The sequence below is a fragment of the Photobacterium sp. ABD4_091 genome (assembly GCF_056160145.1).
Genome location: NZ_JBSWWQ010000001.1, coordinates 2884627 through 2902187, shown reverse-complemented (window position 1 = coordinate 2902187; position 17561 = coordinate 2884627). Strand labels below are relative to the sequence as shown.

Genomic DNA, 17561 nt, shown 5'->3' with positions numbered 1-17561 from the left:
GCCTTGAATCTATTACGTCAGAAAACTGTAAAATTATGCTTGCAGATGTGATCGAGATAACAATAGCAAAAAAGACCTTGCCCTATGGGAATATCGACATTGGCCACAAGAATACCCCCTCATCATTCCATAATTTCACGAAAGGTTAAGTTGATACGAGGGGTGTCGACCCGCTGTGTTTTCGGTACCGCATGTTGCCAGTACGTTTGCAGGTCTCCGGCCATCACTAAGAGCGAACCATGGTTTAGCTGATATTCTTGCTTGTCCTTGCTTTGCTTGTGCCGCAGCACAAAGCGCCGTGTTGCGCCAAGACTAACTGAAGCGATCACGGGCTGCTCACCAAGTTCAGGCTCGTTGTCTTGATGCCAGCCCATCGAATCTTTTCCATTGCGATACAGGTTTGCCAAAACGGAATTAAAATTTCTGCCAAGTAGGTCATTGAGCTGCTGGCGAATGATCTGCAAGGTCGGTGTCCACGGATCGGGCTGCATCGTCAAACCTGAATAGGAATAGACTGCCTCGCCGCACCAAGCCTGCAACCTGGGTTGCCACACCTCCTTGCCGAACATCATAATTTTTTTCTGCTGCCAATTGAGTTCATCTTCAAGTCGCTCATAGCACTTATCTGCAACAGAAGGCTCGAGAAAATGCGGGTTCCAGTACACCCTACCCTGCGGCAAATCCTGCCAATAGCCATTATGGGTAGCGCTCTTGCTAATGACGCTCATCAATAGGTATCCATTCTTGGTGATCTGGGCCGATGTAATCTGCACTCGGCCTAATGATCCGGTTGTGATCGCGCTGTTCAAACACATGCGCAGCCCAACCGGTAACGCGGCTCATGACGAAAATCGGGGTAAACAGCTTGGTCGGTATGCCCATAAAATGATAAGCCGATGCATGGAAGAAATCAGCATTGCAGAACAGGTTCTTTTCACGCTTCATGACTTCTTCTACCCTAACGGAAATATCATAGAGCACCGGATCACTGGCATCTTTCGCCAGCTTTTCAGACCAAACCTTAATAAGGGCATTTCGGGGATCAGATTCGCGGTAGATGGCATGGCCGAAGCCCATGATTTTTTCTTTTTTCTCCAACATCTCCAGAATGCCGGATTCCGACTCATCTGCTGTCTGCCATCGCTCAATCATATCCATGGCTGCCTCGTTAGCACCACCATGTAGCGGCCCCCTCAAGGTACCAATCGCGGCACATACACAGGAATAGATATCCGACAAGGTTGAAGCACACACCCTTGCAGCAAACGTCGAAGCATTGAATTCATGCTCGGCGTACAAGGTCAGCGAGCAATGCATGACTTGTTTGTGCAAATCAGGTGGCGTTTCACCAGTGAGCATTTTCAGAAAATAACCCGCAATACTGTCTTGGTCGCAATAAGTTTCTATCTTTACCCCATGATGGCTATAGCGGTACCAGTAGCAAATAATGGCGGGCAGCAGAGCCAATAAGCGGTCGGCTTTGTCGTACTCTTCGGTAAAGCCGTGCTCCTGCTCGAGGTTGCCCAGCATCGAGCAGCCTGTTCGCATCACATCCATAGGATGGGCATCAGCAGGGATCTGCTCCAACACTAGCTTCAGGGCAAGGGGCAAACCACGGTAGGAAACTAACTTGGTTTTATAGGCGGCAAGTTCAGCCCGGGTGGGGAGTTTACCTTTGAGCAGCAGGTAAGCGACCTCTTCAAACTCGGCATGCTGTGCCAGGTCAGAAATGTCGTAGCCGCGATAGGTCAAGCCGGTACCGGTTTTACCTACCGTACACAGTGCCGTGCTACCAGCAGTTTGTCCGCGTAAACCTTCACCGCCAAGCGGTTTGAGCGAATCAGGCATGGTGCTCCTCCCTGTCGAATCAAGGTTAATACCCAAATACAGTCACTTTGTTATATTCAAAAGCCTAGGTCAGGAAACACCATAAAACCACTCGCACAGTACGAATAAAGCTCTTTATTTCAGCGCGATATCTACCCATACCAAACGGTGGTCAGAGCCAGCCTGAGCTCGCTCCCGCCCGCGTTCATCGGTAATCAAGCGGCGTAGCGGATCTTTCTTGTCAGGCCAAAATACCCCGCTTTGAAGTACATCTAGGTTGGCCGATGGCAGCACATAATCAAGGCGCAAGCCCGATATGTGCGTCCACTCACTCGGCCGTCCACGGCGTTGTTGCCATGGCCTTAGAAAACGTGCCCCCAAGCTTTTTGGCGTCATCCGGCCTGAGGACACGGAGCGATGGATCCTTGGGTGCAATAACAGATCGCGGATAGCTTTTTTCATTCCATCACCGTCAGCCATGTCGGCATTGAGATCCCCCAGCACCACAAAACGGCTATCAGGCAACAACCCGCCCTGATTACCATTATCATCAATAAGGTAGTCTGTATTGTCGATAATGCTTCTTAGCAACACCAGTTCATCATGGTTGCGGCGGGCATTGCGCTTTTCATGCCCGTCAAAAACTGGCGGTGTTGGATGGCAGCACACCAGGTAAATAGCCTGGCCTTCAACCTCTACCGGTACTACAACATGGTTTTTTGAAGATAAACGAAGCTCTTTTTCTGCCCCCTCCGAGTAGTAGCCTTCTGGCATCTGGTGACCCGGCAAGTCTTTCCATACCAGTTTTTGCCAACTTCTGATGTCTTTCTCGGCAATGGGGAAGCGCGACAGGATCACAAAGCTGAAGTGACCATGGTGCTCGCCAAATCCCTGGGCATCGTTGGGCAAGGTGATCTTCCCATCACCATCCAGATCATTGGCCATTGCCATGCCGGTATTTGAAGGCGGGCAATAGCGGTAAGGGTAAGATACGGCTGGCTGGCCGTGCTGTGAAACGGCCAAGTAATGCTGGCAGAATCGCTCAAGCGCACCATCATCGCCCCCCTCACCGGGATGATCGAATTCACACAGCATCAGTACGTCGGGGGCGGCACACTGGATGATAGCGGCTAGTTTTGCAAAGCGCTCGTGGCGGGGTTGTTCCAGCTGGCCCAATATCGCGCCGGGGGTTGGGTCTGACATTGAGATATTGAACACTGCAAAACGTACGCTTGGTGGCAAAGGGCGCGAAGGGGATTGATCAAATGAAGAGGTCTGCAAGAGGATCACTCACGGCTAAAAAGGATAAATCAGTATACCCACTTCTGATAAACCACTCACCAGAAATGGGTCACTAACTTAATGAAATCACTACTCTGTCAGCTGAGTGATTGCCTTTCTTATTTGCTTGGCATCTGATTCGGCGCGATGCTGCACAGGACCAAGTTCAGCCATGATCTGCTGGAAGTGTGCCCTATCGATGCCGTTTTCCTGCAACAGCCACAGGCCAACCTCTGTCAGGGTAAACGAAGGCCGCATATGGGCTGCATGATATAAGCGCCCAAGCCAGAATAGATCCCACTGGCTGTCACAGAAAACAAGTTCGTATTTTCCTAGGACAGCATTGAGGTGCTGGCACACATCCACGACTTGAATTCCTTCATTGTGAAGCTTCTGGCGTGAAATTTGATGGATCTCTTGCTCTGCGTAGTCATCCCAATGTTGCCATGGATCACCAGCCGTTAACGGATTGATAAGTAGACTGTTCGCAGAACCGTCTGGTAGCGAGTATCCTACCTCAATCGGGTAAGATTGCCCGGAAAGACCGGATGCTTCAAAATCCAATGTTGCCCACATTGCACTCTCCCTGATGCGATTATGAGTACTTACCATCAATACCACGACTTCCTGTCAAAAAACTGTATGGTAAGCGATTAAGGCATTTGAACACCTTACTTAAAGGTAATAGCAGATGCCTGCGATGTACTCAATAAATGTAGTAGGAAACATGATGTTGTTGGAGAAAAAACTCAATATCCTCAATTTTGATACAGTGTTTGAAACACTAGCGGGCATATTCCATTGCACCCTAACCAAATGGTTTTAAAGCGCAAACAGGTTTGTTCAAGACAACGCATTGAATTACACTCAGGATATTATTTTTAAGCATTTCAAAATCAAAATGGCACCAATTATTGGCTTTGCGGGGTACAGTGGCTCAGGCAAAACGACCCTTCTTGAACATATCATTCCACTCTTGAAATCAGAAGGTTTGCGCATTGGCCTAGTCAAGCACAGCCACCACAACATTGACCCAGACAAGCCCGGAAAAGACAGTTACCGCCTGCGCCATGCCGGCTGTAGTCAGACACTGCTGGCGACCAAAGCCCGGCACATGCTGTACTTTGAATACCCAGAGCCAGAACGGGAAGAACCACAATTAGAAGAGTGCCTCGCCCAGCTCGACCACAGCCAGTTAGATATCGTGCTGGTTGAAGGGTTTCGTGATGAGCCGATTGCAAAAATTGAAATACATCGCCCAAGCTACGGTAAGCCGCTTTTTTACCCGCAAGATAAAAACATCATTGCCTTTGCCAGCGATGAACCTGCGCCTGAAGGATGCCCACTTCCCTACTTGGATTTGAACACCCCGCAAAACGTAGCTGACTTTATCGTAAAGTGGTTACAGAGCTCTTAAGCAGGAGCTCTTAAGCAAGAACTTTATAGCTGAGCCGCCCGCTTGGATACAGAATCAAACCATGATTTTCGGCGCTCTTCACTGGCATTCAATATCGGCCCGAAGTAAACCGATGATTGATTTTTGATACCAGTGAAACTGAGTACCGTATGCTTAAGCTGTTTGTAGATAGGGTTGCCTTGCACGAACTTATACCAAAATGGCGGGGTATCGAGGGTAAAGATCAGCTCTGATGTACGGCCACTCAGCAATTTCTCAGGTATTGATTTGCCCGCTTGGTATTTAAAGGCAAAGCCCGGCAGGAAACTCCGATCGATAACCCCTTTGAATTTGGCTGGCACCGTGCCCCACCAAACCGGGCTGACAATCACGATATGCTCAGCCCAAGTCACCCACTGCTGGAAATCTTTCAGGTCGTCCTCTAGGGTAAGCTTCTTGTCATATCCTTGCTGCAAGTTCATTTCAAACGACATATCAGCAATATTCACTTGCTTAATCTCATGCTTGTCACCTGCGGTATTGGCATAGTGCTCAGCCAATGAGCGACATAAACTCTCCTGTTTCGGGTTAGCATTTATCACCAGAACTTTTTTCATCACACTGCCTCCATTTTTGTGCTGGAGGCATCTTAAACCCTGCCCCTAGGGGCAGAGTCAATATCTAGATTAGCTGTTTGGGTTCCTTCGATTGAGTCTTGCTCTCACACTGTTTTATTGCCTGGTGATATTCCCTTATCCGTGCGTTCAGTACCTCGAGAGATTTAATCTGCGCCGCTATATTCTGTTGCTTCTCTTCCAGGATACATAGCGCCTTTGACCAGTTGAATCCCTGTTCTTCATCAATCAGCGGGAGCAACTCAGAGAGGTGGACACCAAGAGACTGGGCATCTTTGATCATTTGAATAAACTTAATATCGGCCTCGGAAAATACCCGATAGCTACCTGCCCTTGCGACCTTCAACAACCCCATTGACTCATACAACCGTATCGCCCGCACCGAAGCCCCTGACCGTTTTGCTGCTTCACCTATGTACATGGCTTACCTTCCTGCTCATTGGCACCTCCTTTTGCCGCATTTGCTAAATTAAGCCCGCGTAGCTATCTTCTTATACAAGAAACCCTGCTTCTATACGAAAAATCACGCATCTATACAAGAAGTCGCGCTCTAGAAACTGTCTGTCAATAATGGGTGGGTTAATGATAATCAAACGCTTGGCTATTATCTTTTTCATTTTTGTTCATTTGCCCGTATCAGCAGACAGTGGGTTAGTTCAAATCCAAAGTCCCCATTCAGTTCCAGAAACTGTCGAAAATCTAAAACAGGTGCTGGACGAAAAAGGCATGACGCTTTTTGCCCATGTCCCGCACAGCCAGTCAGCAAAAGACGTTGGTATCAGCCTTCGCCCTACTGAGCTGCTCATTTTCGGCAACCCCAAAGTCGGATCTATCCTGATGGAGTGCCAACAAACCACGGCAATCGACCTGCCACAAAAAGCCTTGGTGATGCAGAACAGCGACAATGAGGTTTGGGTGATCTATAACGACCCAGCCTATCTCGCCGACCGCCATCACATTGAGGGAAAAGTCGCTAAATGCGACGCTACGATCGAGAAAGTGAGCAAAGCACTGAATGCCATTGTTACAACTGCAGTAAAACAATCGCAATAAAATAGCCGTGCTGGTTACTTACACTTTTCTCTCGATATACCACTCACCGTTGCATGGGGCATTGGTGACCTTCCAGCCACCATCAATACGGTCTTTATCCGCTGCCCCGGTAAAACGGTAGCCCCAGCGAGGACTGTCAGTGTAGAGTTCAAGCTCGCCCTCCGCCGAAATCCAGCCACGAAGTAAGGTGTTGTTATACACCAGTCTGATAGTGACCGCTCCATTCTCTATCGAGCCAACCACGCGTGTCGGTGAGCATATTTTATCGCCACTGACATCGAACCTTTCCCCTTCCCATTGCCCATCGAAAGCATCCGAGGCCGTAAAAGCCGGGCTATCTGGTATTGCCGCGTTGATCGGCTGCCTCTCCTTGCCGCCAAATTGGTATAGCATCACTGCAATTGCGCAGGCAGAAATACCAATAACCATTATTTTCTTCATAGCTATCCTTAAAGTATTCATCCCTTAATATGTGGTATATATTTCGCTGTACTCACTCCCATCGACGGCAAGATATAGTTCACGATTAATTCAAATAGGTAATCTTCGTCCTGGTGGATATAGGCACCGGACGTCATGGTAATCACTAACTTCATTTCCGGTACGATAAACATTTCCTGTCCCCCAGCCCCACGCATTCCTGCAATGGTCAGCGGCTGCCCATCAACGGTGATCAGTGGGAACCACCAATTATGCCCGTAGGCAATAGTCTTTTTCTGCCAAAAACGCCCTTTAGGTTCCAAACTGTCTTTTGCCCATTGTGGTGAAAAAATCCGTTTGCCTTCCCACATCCCGTTATTGAGATACAGTTGACCCAGCTTGGCTAAATCACGCGTGCGCAAATACAAGCCCGATGAGCCTAGGTAATCCCCTGTTACCTCATGGGCAAACCAGTCATAATGGGTGATCCCCAGCGGATTGAACAATGCCTGCTCGGTATATTTCCTCAGACTCATGCCCGTTACCTTCTCTACAACGCCACCAAGCAGTACACTCATCGCACCTTGGTACACATACACTTCACCGGGTGGGTGGGCGATCTTTTTATCAAAGATGTATTGGTAAGGGTCTTGCGACAACCACATTCCCATCGCATCACTGGGGTAGGCACCCCACTCTTCCCAATCCAGCCCGCTGTTGAAGTCCAAGGCATTTCTCAGTGTGATCTGCTGTTTCTGTTTAGCATCTTGAATGTCTTGATTCGGAAAGTAGTCAAACAACGGCGTGTCTTTGTCTGATATTGCGCCGGTGTAGAGCAAGTTACCGATTAAGGTAGATGTGACGGTCTTGGTCACCGAGCGCATTTGGTGATACGTATCAGGTGCCGGAGGAAAATACTTGGGCATCGGCGTGCCATCGGGTGAGTGCTGTACCGGATAATACTGTTCAAACACCAAGTGGCCGTTTCGGGCAATCAAGAGAGACTGGACTTTCTTTGTTTTCTTTAGCGAGACCTGATCATGTAGATCCAACAACACCTCGGGGTCAAAGCCTTCTTCTTCAGGAAGCTTGGTCGTCCAGTCATTCAGCCCTGATGCTTGTTTTGATGTTTGCGTCCAGCTAAACCCTTCCATATCTGCTTTAGGCGGATTGAGTAGCACCCAGGCAACAGTCAATATCGGGAGCGTGGCACACAAAAAGATAATCCATTTATAGGGTCGATCATTTCCTTCCACCGAATTCATGCTCCATCATCATAAACGAAATTTAAGCGCGGTGAAGAGAAAATAAATTAGAGGCAACAAACTGAAAAGTCGTCTTTTTTACAATTGCTTATACCGTTGTTATTGATTAAGCAAGTTGCGAGTCACCTAACAAAAACGCCTCTCATTTTTCAATGAGAGGCGCAATATTTGGTGTATGAAAGTTTTAGTGCATGAATGGTTTGGTAATTGATTGTTTAATCAGAGTTCAGTACCACCACTCATTGATAGAGGGCTTTAAATCGCCCAGCCACCTGCGTAGAACGCCACCAGCACAATGGCAATGATCACGGTACCGGCATTCAGGCGCTTCGCTTCACCAGAAATCACACGGCCAATCACCAAAGAGCCAAAGCCCAGCATAATACCGGTAACGATATTACCTGTTAGTACGATAAATACCGCACACACAAGACCAGATAGCGCATCAACAGAGTCAGCCATATCCAGCTTGCTAACATTGCTCATCATTAGCAGACCAACATACATCAGTGCTGGTGCGGTAGCGTAAGCGGGTACCAAGTAGCTGATAGGTGACAAGAACAGTAGCAACAAGAACAAGCCACCGACGACTGTCGCTGTCAGGCCAGTTTTACCGCCAGCTGCCGTACCCGCTGCTGATTCAATGTATACCGCCGCAGGTGCACCACCAACGAAGCCCGCGAAGATACTACTGACTGAGTCAGAAGTCAGCGCTTTACCGCCATCGATGATCTGGCCGTCTTTATCAAGCAGGTTTGCCTGACCAGCCACCGCGCGGATAGTACCGGTTGCATCGAAAATTGCGGTCATTACCAACGCCAATACACTTGGGATCACGATTGGGTTTAGTGCCCCCATGATATCCATGGTGCCCAGTAGCGACTCACCTTCAGCGCCGAACGATGGCATCGCAAACAAGCCCTGGTAAGTCACTTTCGGGTCGAAGATCAAACCAAAGATAGAAATAGCCACAATGACCAGCAAGATACCGCCCGGCACACGGCGCTTTTCAAGGCCGAAGATAGCTGCCAAACCGACGATAGACATGATCACTGGCAGTGATGTGAACTCACCCAAGGCAACAGGCAGACCTTCATGCGGGTTCTGTACCACAAGGCCAACACCGTTAGCTGCGATCAACAGCAAGAACAGACCGATACCGATACCCGTACCATGGGCAATACCAAATGGCAGGTTGGTAAGTATCCACTGACGTACACCGGTCACGGTAATACCAGTAAATACCACACCCATCAGGAATACCGCACCCAATGCAACCGGAATGCTGATCCCCTGCCCCAGTACTAGGCTAAATGCGGTAAAGGCGGTAAGTGATATGGCACAACCAATGGCCATCGGCAGGTTGGCCCAAAGACCCATCAAAAGTGAACCGAACGCTGCAACCAAACAGGTCGCGATAAACACTGCGCCTTGATTGAACCCTGCGGCACCCAGCATACTCGGCACAACGATAACGGAGTAAACCATTGCTAGGAAAGTCGTCAAACCGGCGACCACTTCCTGTTTGACACTACTGCCACGCTGGGAGATTTTAAAATACCCATCCAACCCACTCTTACGGGGTGTGTCTTCTGCTACAACTGTAGATTCATGATGAATCGAACTATTTTCAGACATGATGTGATTCCTTGTAAAATTTAGCGTCAGGCTCGCAGCCTGATCACCTTAAAAAACGTTGAGCTTCCTCTCAACCCGCCCCGTCGCAATCGATTGCTTTTTTGGGGCTGTGACTTGTCTGTCACGTTAAAAATGTTGCTGACTTTTATCGACACAACCCCAGTTAACAGAACCCATCATTTCCCTAAATGGAATATCCCTAGAGTGAAAAACCGGGGCTGGGCAAGGTAAATTGGCGGCGATTATACGCTTTGCTCACCCTGCATTGTCAAAAACTTATTTTCCGGCGAAACCGTTTGCGTAAAATTTAACCGCGCTCGTACACTAATCGACCGTCCACATAGGTTCGGTAAATGCTCCGGTCGTCGCCCAAGGTCATCAGCATGAACAATTTCTCAGACAGATCTTTCGAGCTGTCGTAGCGAAGTTGCTGCAATGGCGTCGAGCATGGATCGATAATGACGAAATCTGCCTCTTTACCTACCTCAAAGTTACCAATCAGGTGATCTAATGAAAGAGACTTCGCACCGCCTAAGGTGGCGAGGTAAAACGCCTCAAAGGCCGACAAACGGTGCTGTTGCAACTGCATGATTTTATATGCTTCATTCAGCGTCTGAAGCATATTGAAGGTTGTCCCAGCACCAATATCGGTACCCATACCGACTTTCACCTTGCGCTTCCAAGCTTCCTGCAGCTTGAACAAACCACTGCCTAGGTAGAGGTTCGAGGTTGGGCAGAACGCCACTGCTGAGTCGGTTTCATGCAGGCAGTCCCACTCTTCATCTTCAAGGTGGATACAATGGGCGAAGACACTCTTCGGCCCGGTCAAACCGTGGTGGTGATAAACATCAAGGTAGCCATCCTGCTCAGGGTAAAGCTCTTTCACCCAAGCGATTTCATTCTTGTTTTCACACAGATGGGTGTGTACATAGGTATCTGGGTATTCTTCCTTGAGTTTTCCCGCCATGGCGAGCTGCTCAGGCGTGGAAGTCGGTGCAAAACGCGGAGTAATTGCATATAGCAAACGGCCACGTTTATGCCAGCGCTCAATCAATTCTTTGGTTTGGTTGTAGCCAATTTCCGGTGTATCCAGCAGGTATTCAGGCGCATTGCGATCCATCATCACCTTACCGGCGATCATCCGCATGTTGATCTTCTCGGCCTCTTCAAACAAGGCATCAACTGACTCTGGATGGACTGTACCGAAGACCAATGCAGTCGTGGTACCGTTACGCAGTAGCTGCTTGATAAAGAAAGTCGACATTTCACGGGAGTAGTCTTTGTCTTTATACCTGGCTTCCGTTGGGAAGGTGTAGTTGTTCAGCCACTCCAGCAGTTGCTCACCATAGGCGCCAACCATTTCGGCCTGTGGGTAGTGGATATGGGTATCGATAAACCCTGGCATCACAATCTTGCCTGGATAACTGCGGATCCTCACTGTCGGCGGGATTTGATCTTTGCCCTCTTCCCATTCGCCAACCCATTCAATACGGCCGTTGTCGACTAGCATCAAACCATCTTCAATAAAGCGAATGTTCTGCTCTATCTCCTCAGGCTTGTCGACAACCTTGGCAATATCCAATATCGACGCTCTAATTGCTTTCACTGATTGGGTATATTCCATGATTACCTCTTATCTTTTCTGGCTGGACAGTGGTAGGATTCACCGTGTTTTCCAGCGCTGTCATTTTTCAAATTCTTTCTGTTATGGGTTTAAACCTGTTGCTCGCGCGATTGCATCGCCTCTTCCTCGGCCAACGCTTTTTCACACGCCTCACATTCTTTAATTTGTTCTTTCAGTGCTTCGCGTTTTTCTTTAGCGCTTTCCGCTTCATCTGCACGGTTGATACCCAGAACTATGTTCAGGCCAAGAGCAACCAATGAGCCGGTTGTGATACCCGAGCCAAGGATGACACGCATTGAATCTGGCATATAAGTCAGGATCTCAGGACGAACAGTCACCGCCATGCCCGAAGCCACACCGACAGCGATGATTAGCATATTGCGTTTGGTAAAATTAATTCGTGACAGGATGCCAATCCCTGCAGAGATGATCATTGCGAACATCACAAGTCCAGCACCGCCAAGTACCGGAGAAGGAATAGTAACCACAATACCGCCCAGTTTCGGGAACATACCAGCAATGAGCATGATCACACCGGTAACAGCGACAACATGGCGGCTGGCCACACCAGTTATCGATACAATACCAACATTCTGGCTGAATGATGAGAACGGGGTTGCGCCAAATACCGACGCCAGCGCACTACCAATACCGTCACACAAGATCCCTTTCGATAGCTTTTTCCCTGTTAATTTGGTGTGGGTCGCATCACTCAGTGCAAGAAAGTCACCGGTCGATTCCATAATGGTCACCAAATAGGCTATGGACATGCCAATGATGCCACTGACAGTAAAGCTCAATCCGAAAGGTAATACCTCAGGCAAAGAAAAGAACTTCGCTTCATGTGCAGGAGTAAAGTCAACTACTCCCATAAATATAGCCACTATGTAACCAACCATCATACCGATCACGATAGCTGCTGCGGAAATCAGCCCCTTGCCGAGTTGTGACAAGACAATAACCACCACTAACACCAATAAGCCGAGCATCAGGTTATTGATGTGGCCGTAGCCCTCCTGGCCGACAAAGCCACCAGCAAACCAGTCAACGGAAACAGGTAAAATTGTCAGACCAATTAACACCACCACGGTACCGGATACCACAGGAGGGAACAGTTTGCGAATTTGCGGCATAAACCGACTACCGATAATCATCACCAAGGAGCCAATCAAAGACGCGCCGAACACGCCGGAGATCCCTGAGTCCAAGCCGATTGAGATAGAGATAGCAACGAAGGTAAAGCTGGTTCCCATCACCACAGGAAGCCGGATCCCAACCGGGCCAACCCCTTTACACTGGATGATGGTTACTACACCCGAGACCATTAGGGCGGCGTTGACCAAAATCACCATTTGGTCGGTGGGTAATCCGATTGCACTACCGACCACCAAAGGCACGGCGATAATCGCTCCCATTGCGGCCAGCATGTGTTGAAGAGCTAAGAGAATTGAGGCGCCCACAGGGGGCTTGTCTTCCACGTTGTACAGTAGTTTCATTTCTGTTCCATCCGAAATCTTTAAATCGATAACCTAGCCAGAAACTCCAGGGCCCTTTACACCAAGCTCAACAGAGCTTGTGCCTGCCTACCCGCTTACTATCATGACTACCCAGTGTTAGATTCAGTTGCTGAGACAGTCGATACCAGCCAAGTCATGACGGCGTAATTGCCAAAACACCAGCCCGGAAAACCGGAGCCGAAAAACAAAACGGCCATTTCCCATCCCCTGGAAATGACCGCTTGCGCATTAGTTACAGCTTATTCAGACCTTGCAAAATCTTCTCTGGGGTGAAGTGCCAATCACGCAACCAGACACCACATGCATCATGAATTGCACTGGCGATGGCAGGGGCAGCACCGTTAACCCCAATTTCAGATATCGATTTCGCACCGTAAGGGCCAACCGGATCATCACTTGGTACCAACACCGCTTTGAAGTCGCGTGGAATATCACCGATCTTCGGTGCACCGTAGCTCTTCAGATCGCGGGTAACAGGCACGCCGTTGTCATCGTAAATCAGCTCTTCATACAAGCTGTGGCCGATAGCACGCATGCTGGCACCGTAAATCTGGCCAAGAGCCAAATCAGGGTTAACCGGCGTACCACAATCGAGCAGGGCATGGAACTTATCCAGGCGGATTTCACCCGTACGGGTATTGACCGCCACTTCGGCGAAGTTAGCGCCATAAGGGAAGGCAAACTCTGGCGTAATAAAGCAGCCTGAAGCCAGTAACTGCCCCCACCCTGTGCCGCTTTCTGCTTTGTGGGCGATATCGAAGTAGCTCACCTCGCCTTTCTTACCTTTCACCAAACCTGGAGCGACAATCTCTACGTCTTCCACTGGCTCTTCGAGCATTTCAGCACCGCATTTAAGGATCTTGTCGCGCATCGCTTCGGCAGCACGCTTGGCGGCATTGCCTGAGAAGCAGGTACCCGATGAGGCATAAGCCCCTTTATCGAATGGGGCGTGGTCGGTATCACCAGAGTGAACGGTAATTTCGTCCATCGGGCAACACAGCACTTCTGCGGTCAGCTTGCTGATCACCGTATCCAAACCAGTACCGATATCGGCACCACCGGAATGAACAATGAAAGTACCGTCAGAGGCCATCTTGATACGGCAGTTGGCTTGGTCGATATCTGGAATACCGGATTTCTGCTGGATAATCGCCACACCGCGGCCAACTTTCCACTCGCCTTCAGCGTGTTTCGGACTATCCCACTCAATCAGCTTGCGGCCTTCGCGCAGGATTGGCTCCAATGCACAGCTGTGTACTTTCGGAGCGCTGGTTGGCATCTTGCCTTCACCAATAGCGGCTAAGATCTTCAGCTCCTGACCTTCAACAACACGGTTCTTCTCAACCATATCCAAGTGGTCGATACCCAACTCTTCTGCCATTTCAGCCATGGCCATCGTTAGGGCAAAGTTCCCCTTCGGCGCGCCGTAGCCTTGATAAGCCCCGGTAGGACAAATGTTTGAGTAGTAAGTGGTAACCCTGAAATCGACGTTGTCACATGGGTACAGTGGCAGTGACAATGCAGGGCCATTTGAAGGGACAGTCAGTGCGTGGTTACCGTAAGGGCCGGTATTGGCACGGAAGTCCATATCAATCGCAGTCAGTGTACCGTCTTTCTTCGCACCAAGTTTCACCGTCACTTTAGCCACGTGGCGGGTTGAGTTACAGATGAACTCCTCTTCACGGGTATGATGGAAGTAGACCGGACGGCCTGTGGTCCAAGTTGCCCACGCACACACATCTTCCAGCAAGATATCTTGCTTCGAGCCATAACCGCCGCCCACACGCTCTTTGACGATATGGACTTTGTTCTGCTTCACACCCAATATCTTGGCAACCTGACGGCGTACGTGCCAAGGCACCTGTGTCGAATCGTGCATTACGATACGATCACCATCCATGTAGCTGTAGCAAATATGGGTTTCAACCGGCAGCTGCTGTACCTGCTTGGACTCGTAAGTACGCTCAATAATCACATCCGCTTCAGCAAAGCCTTTGTCCAAATCACCGATATGGCCACGGACACTGGCGGCAATGTTCTTGCGAGGGAAGCAACCAATCGGGAAGTTAACAATCAGTTTGCCTTCACGCGGATCGGCATTGCGGTTCTGCTCTTCCAAGTCATCCGGCGCACCAACACCGTACTCGATAGGTTCGTTGTGAATAATCGGCGCATTGGCAGCCATCGCCTCGTCAATGCTCATCACTGGCTCAAGCACATCGTACTCGACATCGATGAGTTTCAATGCCTGCTCGGCAATCTCTACTGACTCGGCAACAACAGCAGCAACACGGTCGCCGACATGACGCATTTTCTGACCGAACATACGACGGTCTAGCGGTGATGGCTCTGGAGCACTCTGACCACCTGGGGTGTAAGGGATATCTGGGCAGTTTTCATGAGTGATCACCGAGACCACACCAGGCAGTGCTTCGGCTTTGGATACATCCAGATGTTTGATCCACGCATGGGCGTGTGGGCTACGTAGCACCTTGATGACACAAGCATTGGCAGGAATGCGGTCTTCGACATAGCACGGCTTGGCCTGAACCATTTTGGCCGAATCAATCTTCGGACAGTTCTTACCGACTACCGCCAGATCATCACGGAACTCAGGGGCAAACTGCTGGGTATAGTCAGGATCGTTAAGACGCTTCACCGCCAATTCAACCACTTCGTAGAACTGCTGGTAACCCGCATCACGGCTGAATAAGCCTGATAGCGCGTCATTAATTTCATCACGATTTGGCTGAGGAATACGCTCAAGCAATTCGGTTAAGATAAGTGCCAATGCCGGATCGTTGTAGCCTGATTGCACCACACCGACATCGATCATCGCCTGCTGAACCAAGCTTAGCTGATTCCACTCACCAAGAGCTTCAGCAGTTTTGATTTCTGCGCCTTCAAGCTGGGCGGCGATCAACAATGAAGCATTGATCAGTTCACCATTGAACAGGATCACGTCCGATCCGGCGAAGCCCCAACTATCATCACTGTTTCGCACCGAGTGATAGCCCATAGAGTGCAGCAATGTCTGTACATTTTCACCAAGACGACATTCCAAAGATTGAGGGCGGCCATTTAAGGTAAATTGAATCGTCATGATTATGCTTCCTCTACCAAGTGCTGACATTCAGCCATCAAATCCGTGATCACCACACCTGCGATATATCGCTTATACTCCACACTGCCGCGAATATCGGCTTCCGGATAGATCGCATCAGCCACCGCTTGCTCAAGCAGCTCCCCTTTAAGATCTTGTGCTTCCACATCACGCAGGCGAACCGGACGGGCTGCACCGTCATGCAAAGGAGAAACACCATCAAGGGCAATCACCTTGTTGCCTTGTTTATCGATAGATACTGCCGCAGTCACAATGGCTAACCCTGCTGCCGAGCGGGCAATGTTGTAACCAATACAGGTAAGATTTCTATCTGGAATAATGATAATTGCGATGAGTTCACGCTCTTCACTGTTGATGTAATCTTCTACATCCACTTCCAAGCCATTTGCCAGCTTCAGTTTCGCCCTTAGTGCAATCAAGCTAGGCACAAGCAAAGCTTCTGGTTGGCGAGCCGCAATTTCACCACCCAAAGTGGCCTGGTTGCGGACATGGCGGGAATAGATAAAGGCCGCAGATTGTTTCAACGCCACTGGCACTAACTCGTGGTCAATCAGTTGCTGAATGTGGCACATCGCACCAATGTGTAGGCTGTCACCTTGCTGCTCAACCTTGGAGAGGTTCAGCTTACCCAGAGAGATAGCAACCGTTTTATCCGTTTTAGTTGGCGCTGCATTGATTTTGGATCCGCCTGCAAACCAGATGGCATCACTGCCATGCTGCTGCTTGAATTCAAGTGCCTGAGCAGGGGTATCAGGCGTTAGATATTGTTCAATCATGTTAATTGCCTTTTCGCATTCTCATTGTTATTCCTGCATCATGCGTTCGGCCGAGAGGCTTTTACGGAACGTTATTGATGTCTTGAATATCTAAAAGGCAACAAACACGCCAAACTGCTGAAACTGGTCAGCTGAGGCAAGGATTCGTGAGCACAGTCCGAAATTTCAGTAAAAATGCGATCAGCGTCGGGACACATATCACTTTTTTTAAACCGGATAAATATCTAGATTATCAAGTAGATAATAACGGTTATCACTAAGCTCAGAGGTGATATCAAAATAATATCAGGGGGCTATCAAAATGATATGGGTGGGAATGATAGTTCCTTTGAGGGTATATCTGACAAAACTAATATCGAACATTCTATGTGGCAAACTATAATTGTACTACATATCAAACTGTCTATAGTTTGGGGCTGTTATGTTGTTTAGTACTTATCGTATTCAATCAGTCTTAGTAAGTTGTATTCTTTCTTTATTGTTGTTTGGTTGCAGTTCATCTGATGAAGATGAAAGTGTTGACGTTGTTGCCAATGATCCTGTCAATGAAGCTGGGCCAGAGCCCACTGCAGTCGCTGTAACTCAAAGCCTTCTTCCACCCAAAGGTAAAAAAGGATCCCTTTCATATCCAATCTTCTTATTGGAAAATTTAGACTTCTTCAGAGAAGATCTTCATTACGAAAACCCAGCCCAGTTTACAATGTTTTATAACGGGGGCTGGGAGTTTTATGCCGACCGAATTGCTAACTATCGCCAAACAAGCGCAGATGACGGTGTGACATGGGTATTATGGTTAAGGGCTTCTTTTTACGGTGAACGCGATTGCAGCGGGCCTATATTGTACGCAGAAAACTACCGTTTATATTCAATTGGCTATAACGAAGATGAAAGAAACATCAAAATTACAGGCCATGATATCAAGTTCCCTCAAAAAGCCGCTCAAATACAATGTATAAGGTATTATCAGGAGTGGGTTCGCTAGGATAAAGTTAATTAAAACAGGTA

16 protein-coding genes are annotated in these 17561 nt (G+C 48.8%); 3 read left to right on the top strand and 13 right to left on the bottom strand.

Annotated features, from left to right (window positions below):
* Positions 1-122 precede the first annotated feature (122 nt).
* From ACXAGQ_RS13325 to ACXAGQ_RS13310, 4 genes are all read right to left on the bottom strand, one after another.
* A complete protein-coding gene (locus ACXAGQ_RS13325) occupies positions 123-728 on the bottom strand; it encodes an alpha-ketoglutarate-dependent dioxygenase AlkB family protein (RefSeq protein ID WP_475254349.1) in 606 nt (201 codons plus the stop codon).
* Positions 715-1848: a bifunctional 2-methylcitrate synthase/citrate synthase gene (gene prpC / locus ACXAGQ_RS13320; RefSeq protein WP_475254348.1), complete on the bottom strand. Its 1134-nt coding sequence runs from the start codon at positions 1846-1848 to the stop codon at positions 715-717. The genes ACXAGQ_RS13325 and prpC overlap by 14 nt, the downstream gene beginning before the upstream one ends.
* Positions 1849-1962: 114 nt before the next feature.
* Positions 1963-3030 carry an endonuclease/exonuclease/phosphatase family protein gene (locus ACXAGQ_RS13315; protein WP_475254347.1) on the bottom strand — a complete coding sequence of 356 codons (1068 nt, stop codon included), beginning with the start codon at positions 3028-3030 and terminating at the stop codon, positions 1963-1965.
* Between the two features lie 168 nt (positions 3031-3198).
* Positions 3199-3684, bottom strand: coding sequence for a hypothetical protein (locus tag ACXAGQ_RS13310; protein WP_475254345.1), 486 nt, complete (start codon positions 3682-3684; stop codon positions 3199-3201).
* 325 nt (positions 3685-4009) lie between these two features.
* Here ACXAGQ_RS13310 and mobB point away from each other — a divergent pair, with 325 nt between their 5' ends.
* Positions 4010-4525, top strand: a complete 516-nt coding sequence (gene mobB, locus ACXAGQ_RS13305; protein ID WP_475254343.1) for a molybdopterin-guanine dinucleotide biosynthesis protein B — start codon at positions 4010-4012, stop codon at positions 4523-4525.
* Between the two features lie 23 nt (positions 4526-4548).
* Here the strand turns inward: mobB and ACXAGQ_RS13300 are convergent, their stop codons facing one another.
* Together ACXAGQ_RS13300 and ACXAGQ_RS13295 are read right to left on the bottom strand one after the other, a co-directional pair.
* Positions 4549-5121: an NAD(P)H-dependent oxidoreductase gene (locus ACXAGQ_RS13300; protein ID WP_475254341.1), complete on the bottom strand. Its 573-nt coding sequence runs from the start codon at positions 5119-5121 to the stop codon at positions 4549-4551.
* Positions 5122-5185: 64 nt separating this feature from the next.
* Positions 5186-5560, bottom strand: a complete 375-nt coding sequence (locus ACXAGQ_RS13295) for a MerR family transcriptional regulator (protein ID WP_475254340.1) — start codon at positions 5558-5560, stop codon at positions 5186-5188.
* A 161-nt stretch (positions 5561-5721) separates the two neighbouring features.
* Here ACXAGQ_RS13295 and ACXAGQ_RS13290 point away from each other — a divergent pair, with 161 nt between their 5' ends.
* The gene (locus tag ACXAGQ_RS13290; protein WP_475254338.1) at positions 5722-6192 is read left to right on the top strand and encodes a DUF302 domain-containing protein; all 471 of its coding nucleotides are present in this window, start codon (positions 5722-5724) and stop codon (positions 6190-6192) included.
* Between the two features lie 18 nt (positions 6193-6210).
* On the opposite strand, the gene ACXAGQ_RS13285 is transcribed toward ACXAGQ_RS13290, so the two are convergent.
* The 7 genes from ACXAGQ_RS13285 to ygfM form a co-directional block, all read right to left on the bottom strand.
* Positions 6211-6633 carry a hypothetical protein gene (locus tag ACXAGQ_RS13285; protein WP_475254337.1) on the bottom strand — a complete coding sequence of 141 codons (423 nt, stop codon included), beginning with the start codon at positions 6631-6633 and terminating at the stop codon, positions 6211-6213.
* Positions 6634-6650: 17 nt separating this feature from the next.
* Positions 6651-7829 (bottom strand): serine hydrolase domain-containing protein, encoded by a 1179-nt coding sequence (locus ACXAGQ_RS13280; RefSeq protein ID WP_475254336.1) that lies wholly within the window; start codon positions 7827-7829, stop codon positions 6651-6653.
* 303 nt (positions 7830-8132) lie between these two features.
* Complete coding sequence (locus ACXAGQ_RS13275; protein WP_475241653.1) at positions 8133-9515, bottom strand: NCS2 family permease; 1383 nt, start codon at positions 9513-9515, stop codon at positions 8133-8135.
* Positions 9516-9822: 307 nt separating this feature from the next.
* Positions 9823-11139: a guanine deaminase gene (guaD, locus tag ACXAGQ_RS13270; RefSeq protein WP_475254335.1), complete on the bottom strand. Its 1317-nt coding sequence runs from the start codon at positions 11137-11139 to the stop codon at positions 9823-9825.
* Positions 11140-11228: 89 nt separating this feature from the next.
* On the bottom strand, positions 11229-12635 hold the full coding sequence (locus tag ACXAGQ_RS13265; protein ID WP_475254334.1) for a nucleobase:cation symporter-2 family protein: 1407 nt from the start codon (positions 12633-12635) through the stop codon (positions 11229-11231).
* Positions 12636-12888: 253 nt separating this feature from the next.
* Positions 12889-15759 (bottom strand): molybdopterin-dependent oxidoreductase Mo/Fe-S-binding subunit, encoded by a 2871-nt coding sequence (locus ACXAGQ_RS13260; protein ID WP_475254333.1) that lies wholly within the window; start codon positions 15757-15759, stop codon positions 12889-12891.
* Between the two features lie 2 nt (positions 15760-15761).
* The gene (ygfM, locus tag ACXAGQ_RS13255) at positions 15762-16556 is read right to left on the bottom strand and encodes a molybdopterin-dependent oxidoreductase FAD-binding subunit (protein ID WP_475254331.1); all 795 of its coding nucleotides are present in this window, start codon (positions 16554-16556) and stop codon (positions 15762-15764) included.
* 421 nt (positions 16557-16977) lie between these two features.
* Here ygfM and ACXAGQ_RS13250 point away from each other — a divergent pair, with 421 nt between their 5' ends.
* Entirely contained in the window at positions 16978-17538 is a 561-nt protein-coding gene (locus ACXAGQ_RS13250) for a hypothetical protein (RefSeq protein ID WP_475254329.1), read from the top strand.
* Positions 17539-17561: the final 23 nt, after the last annotated feature.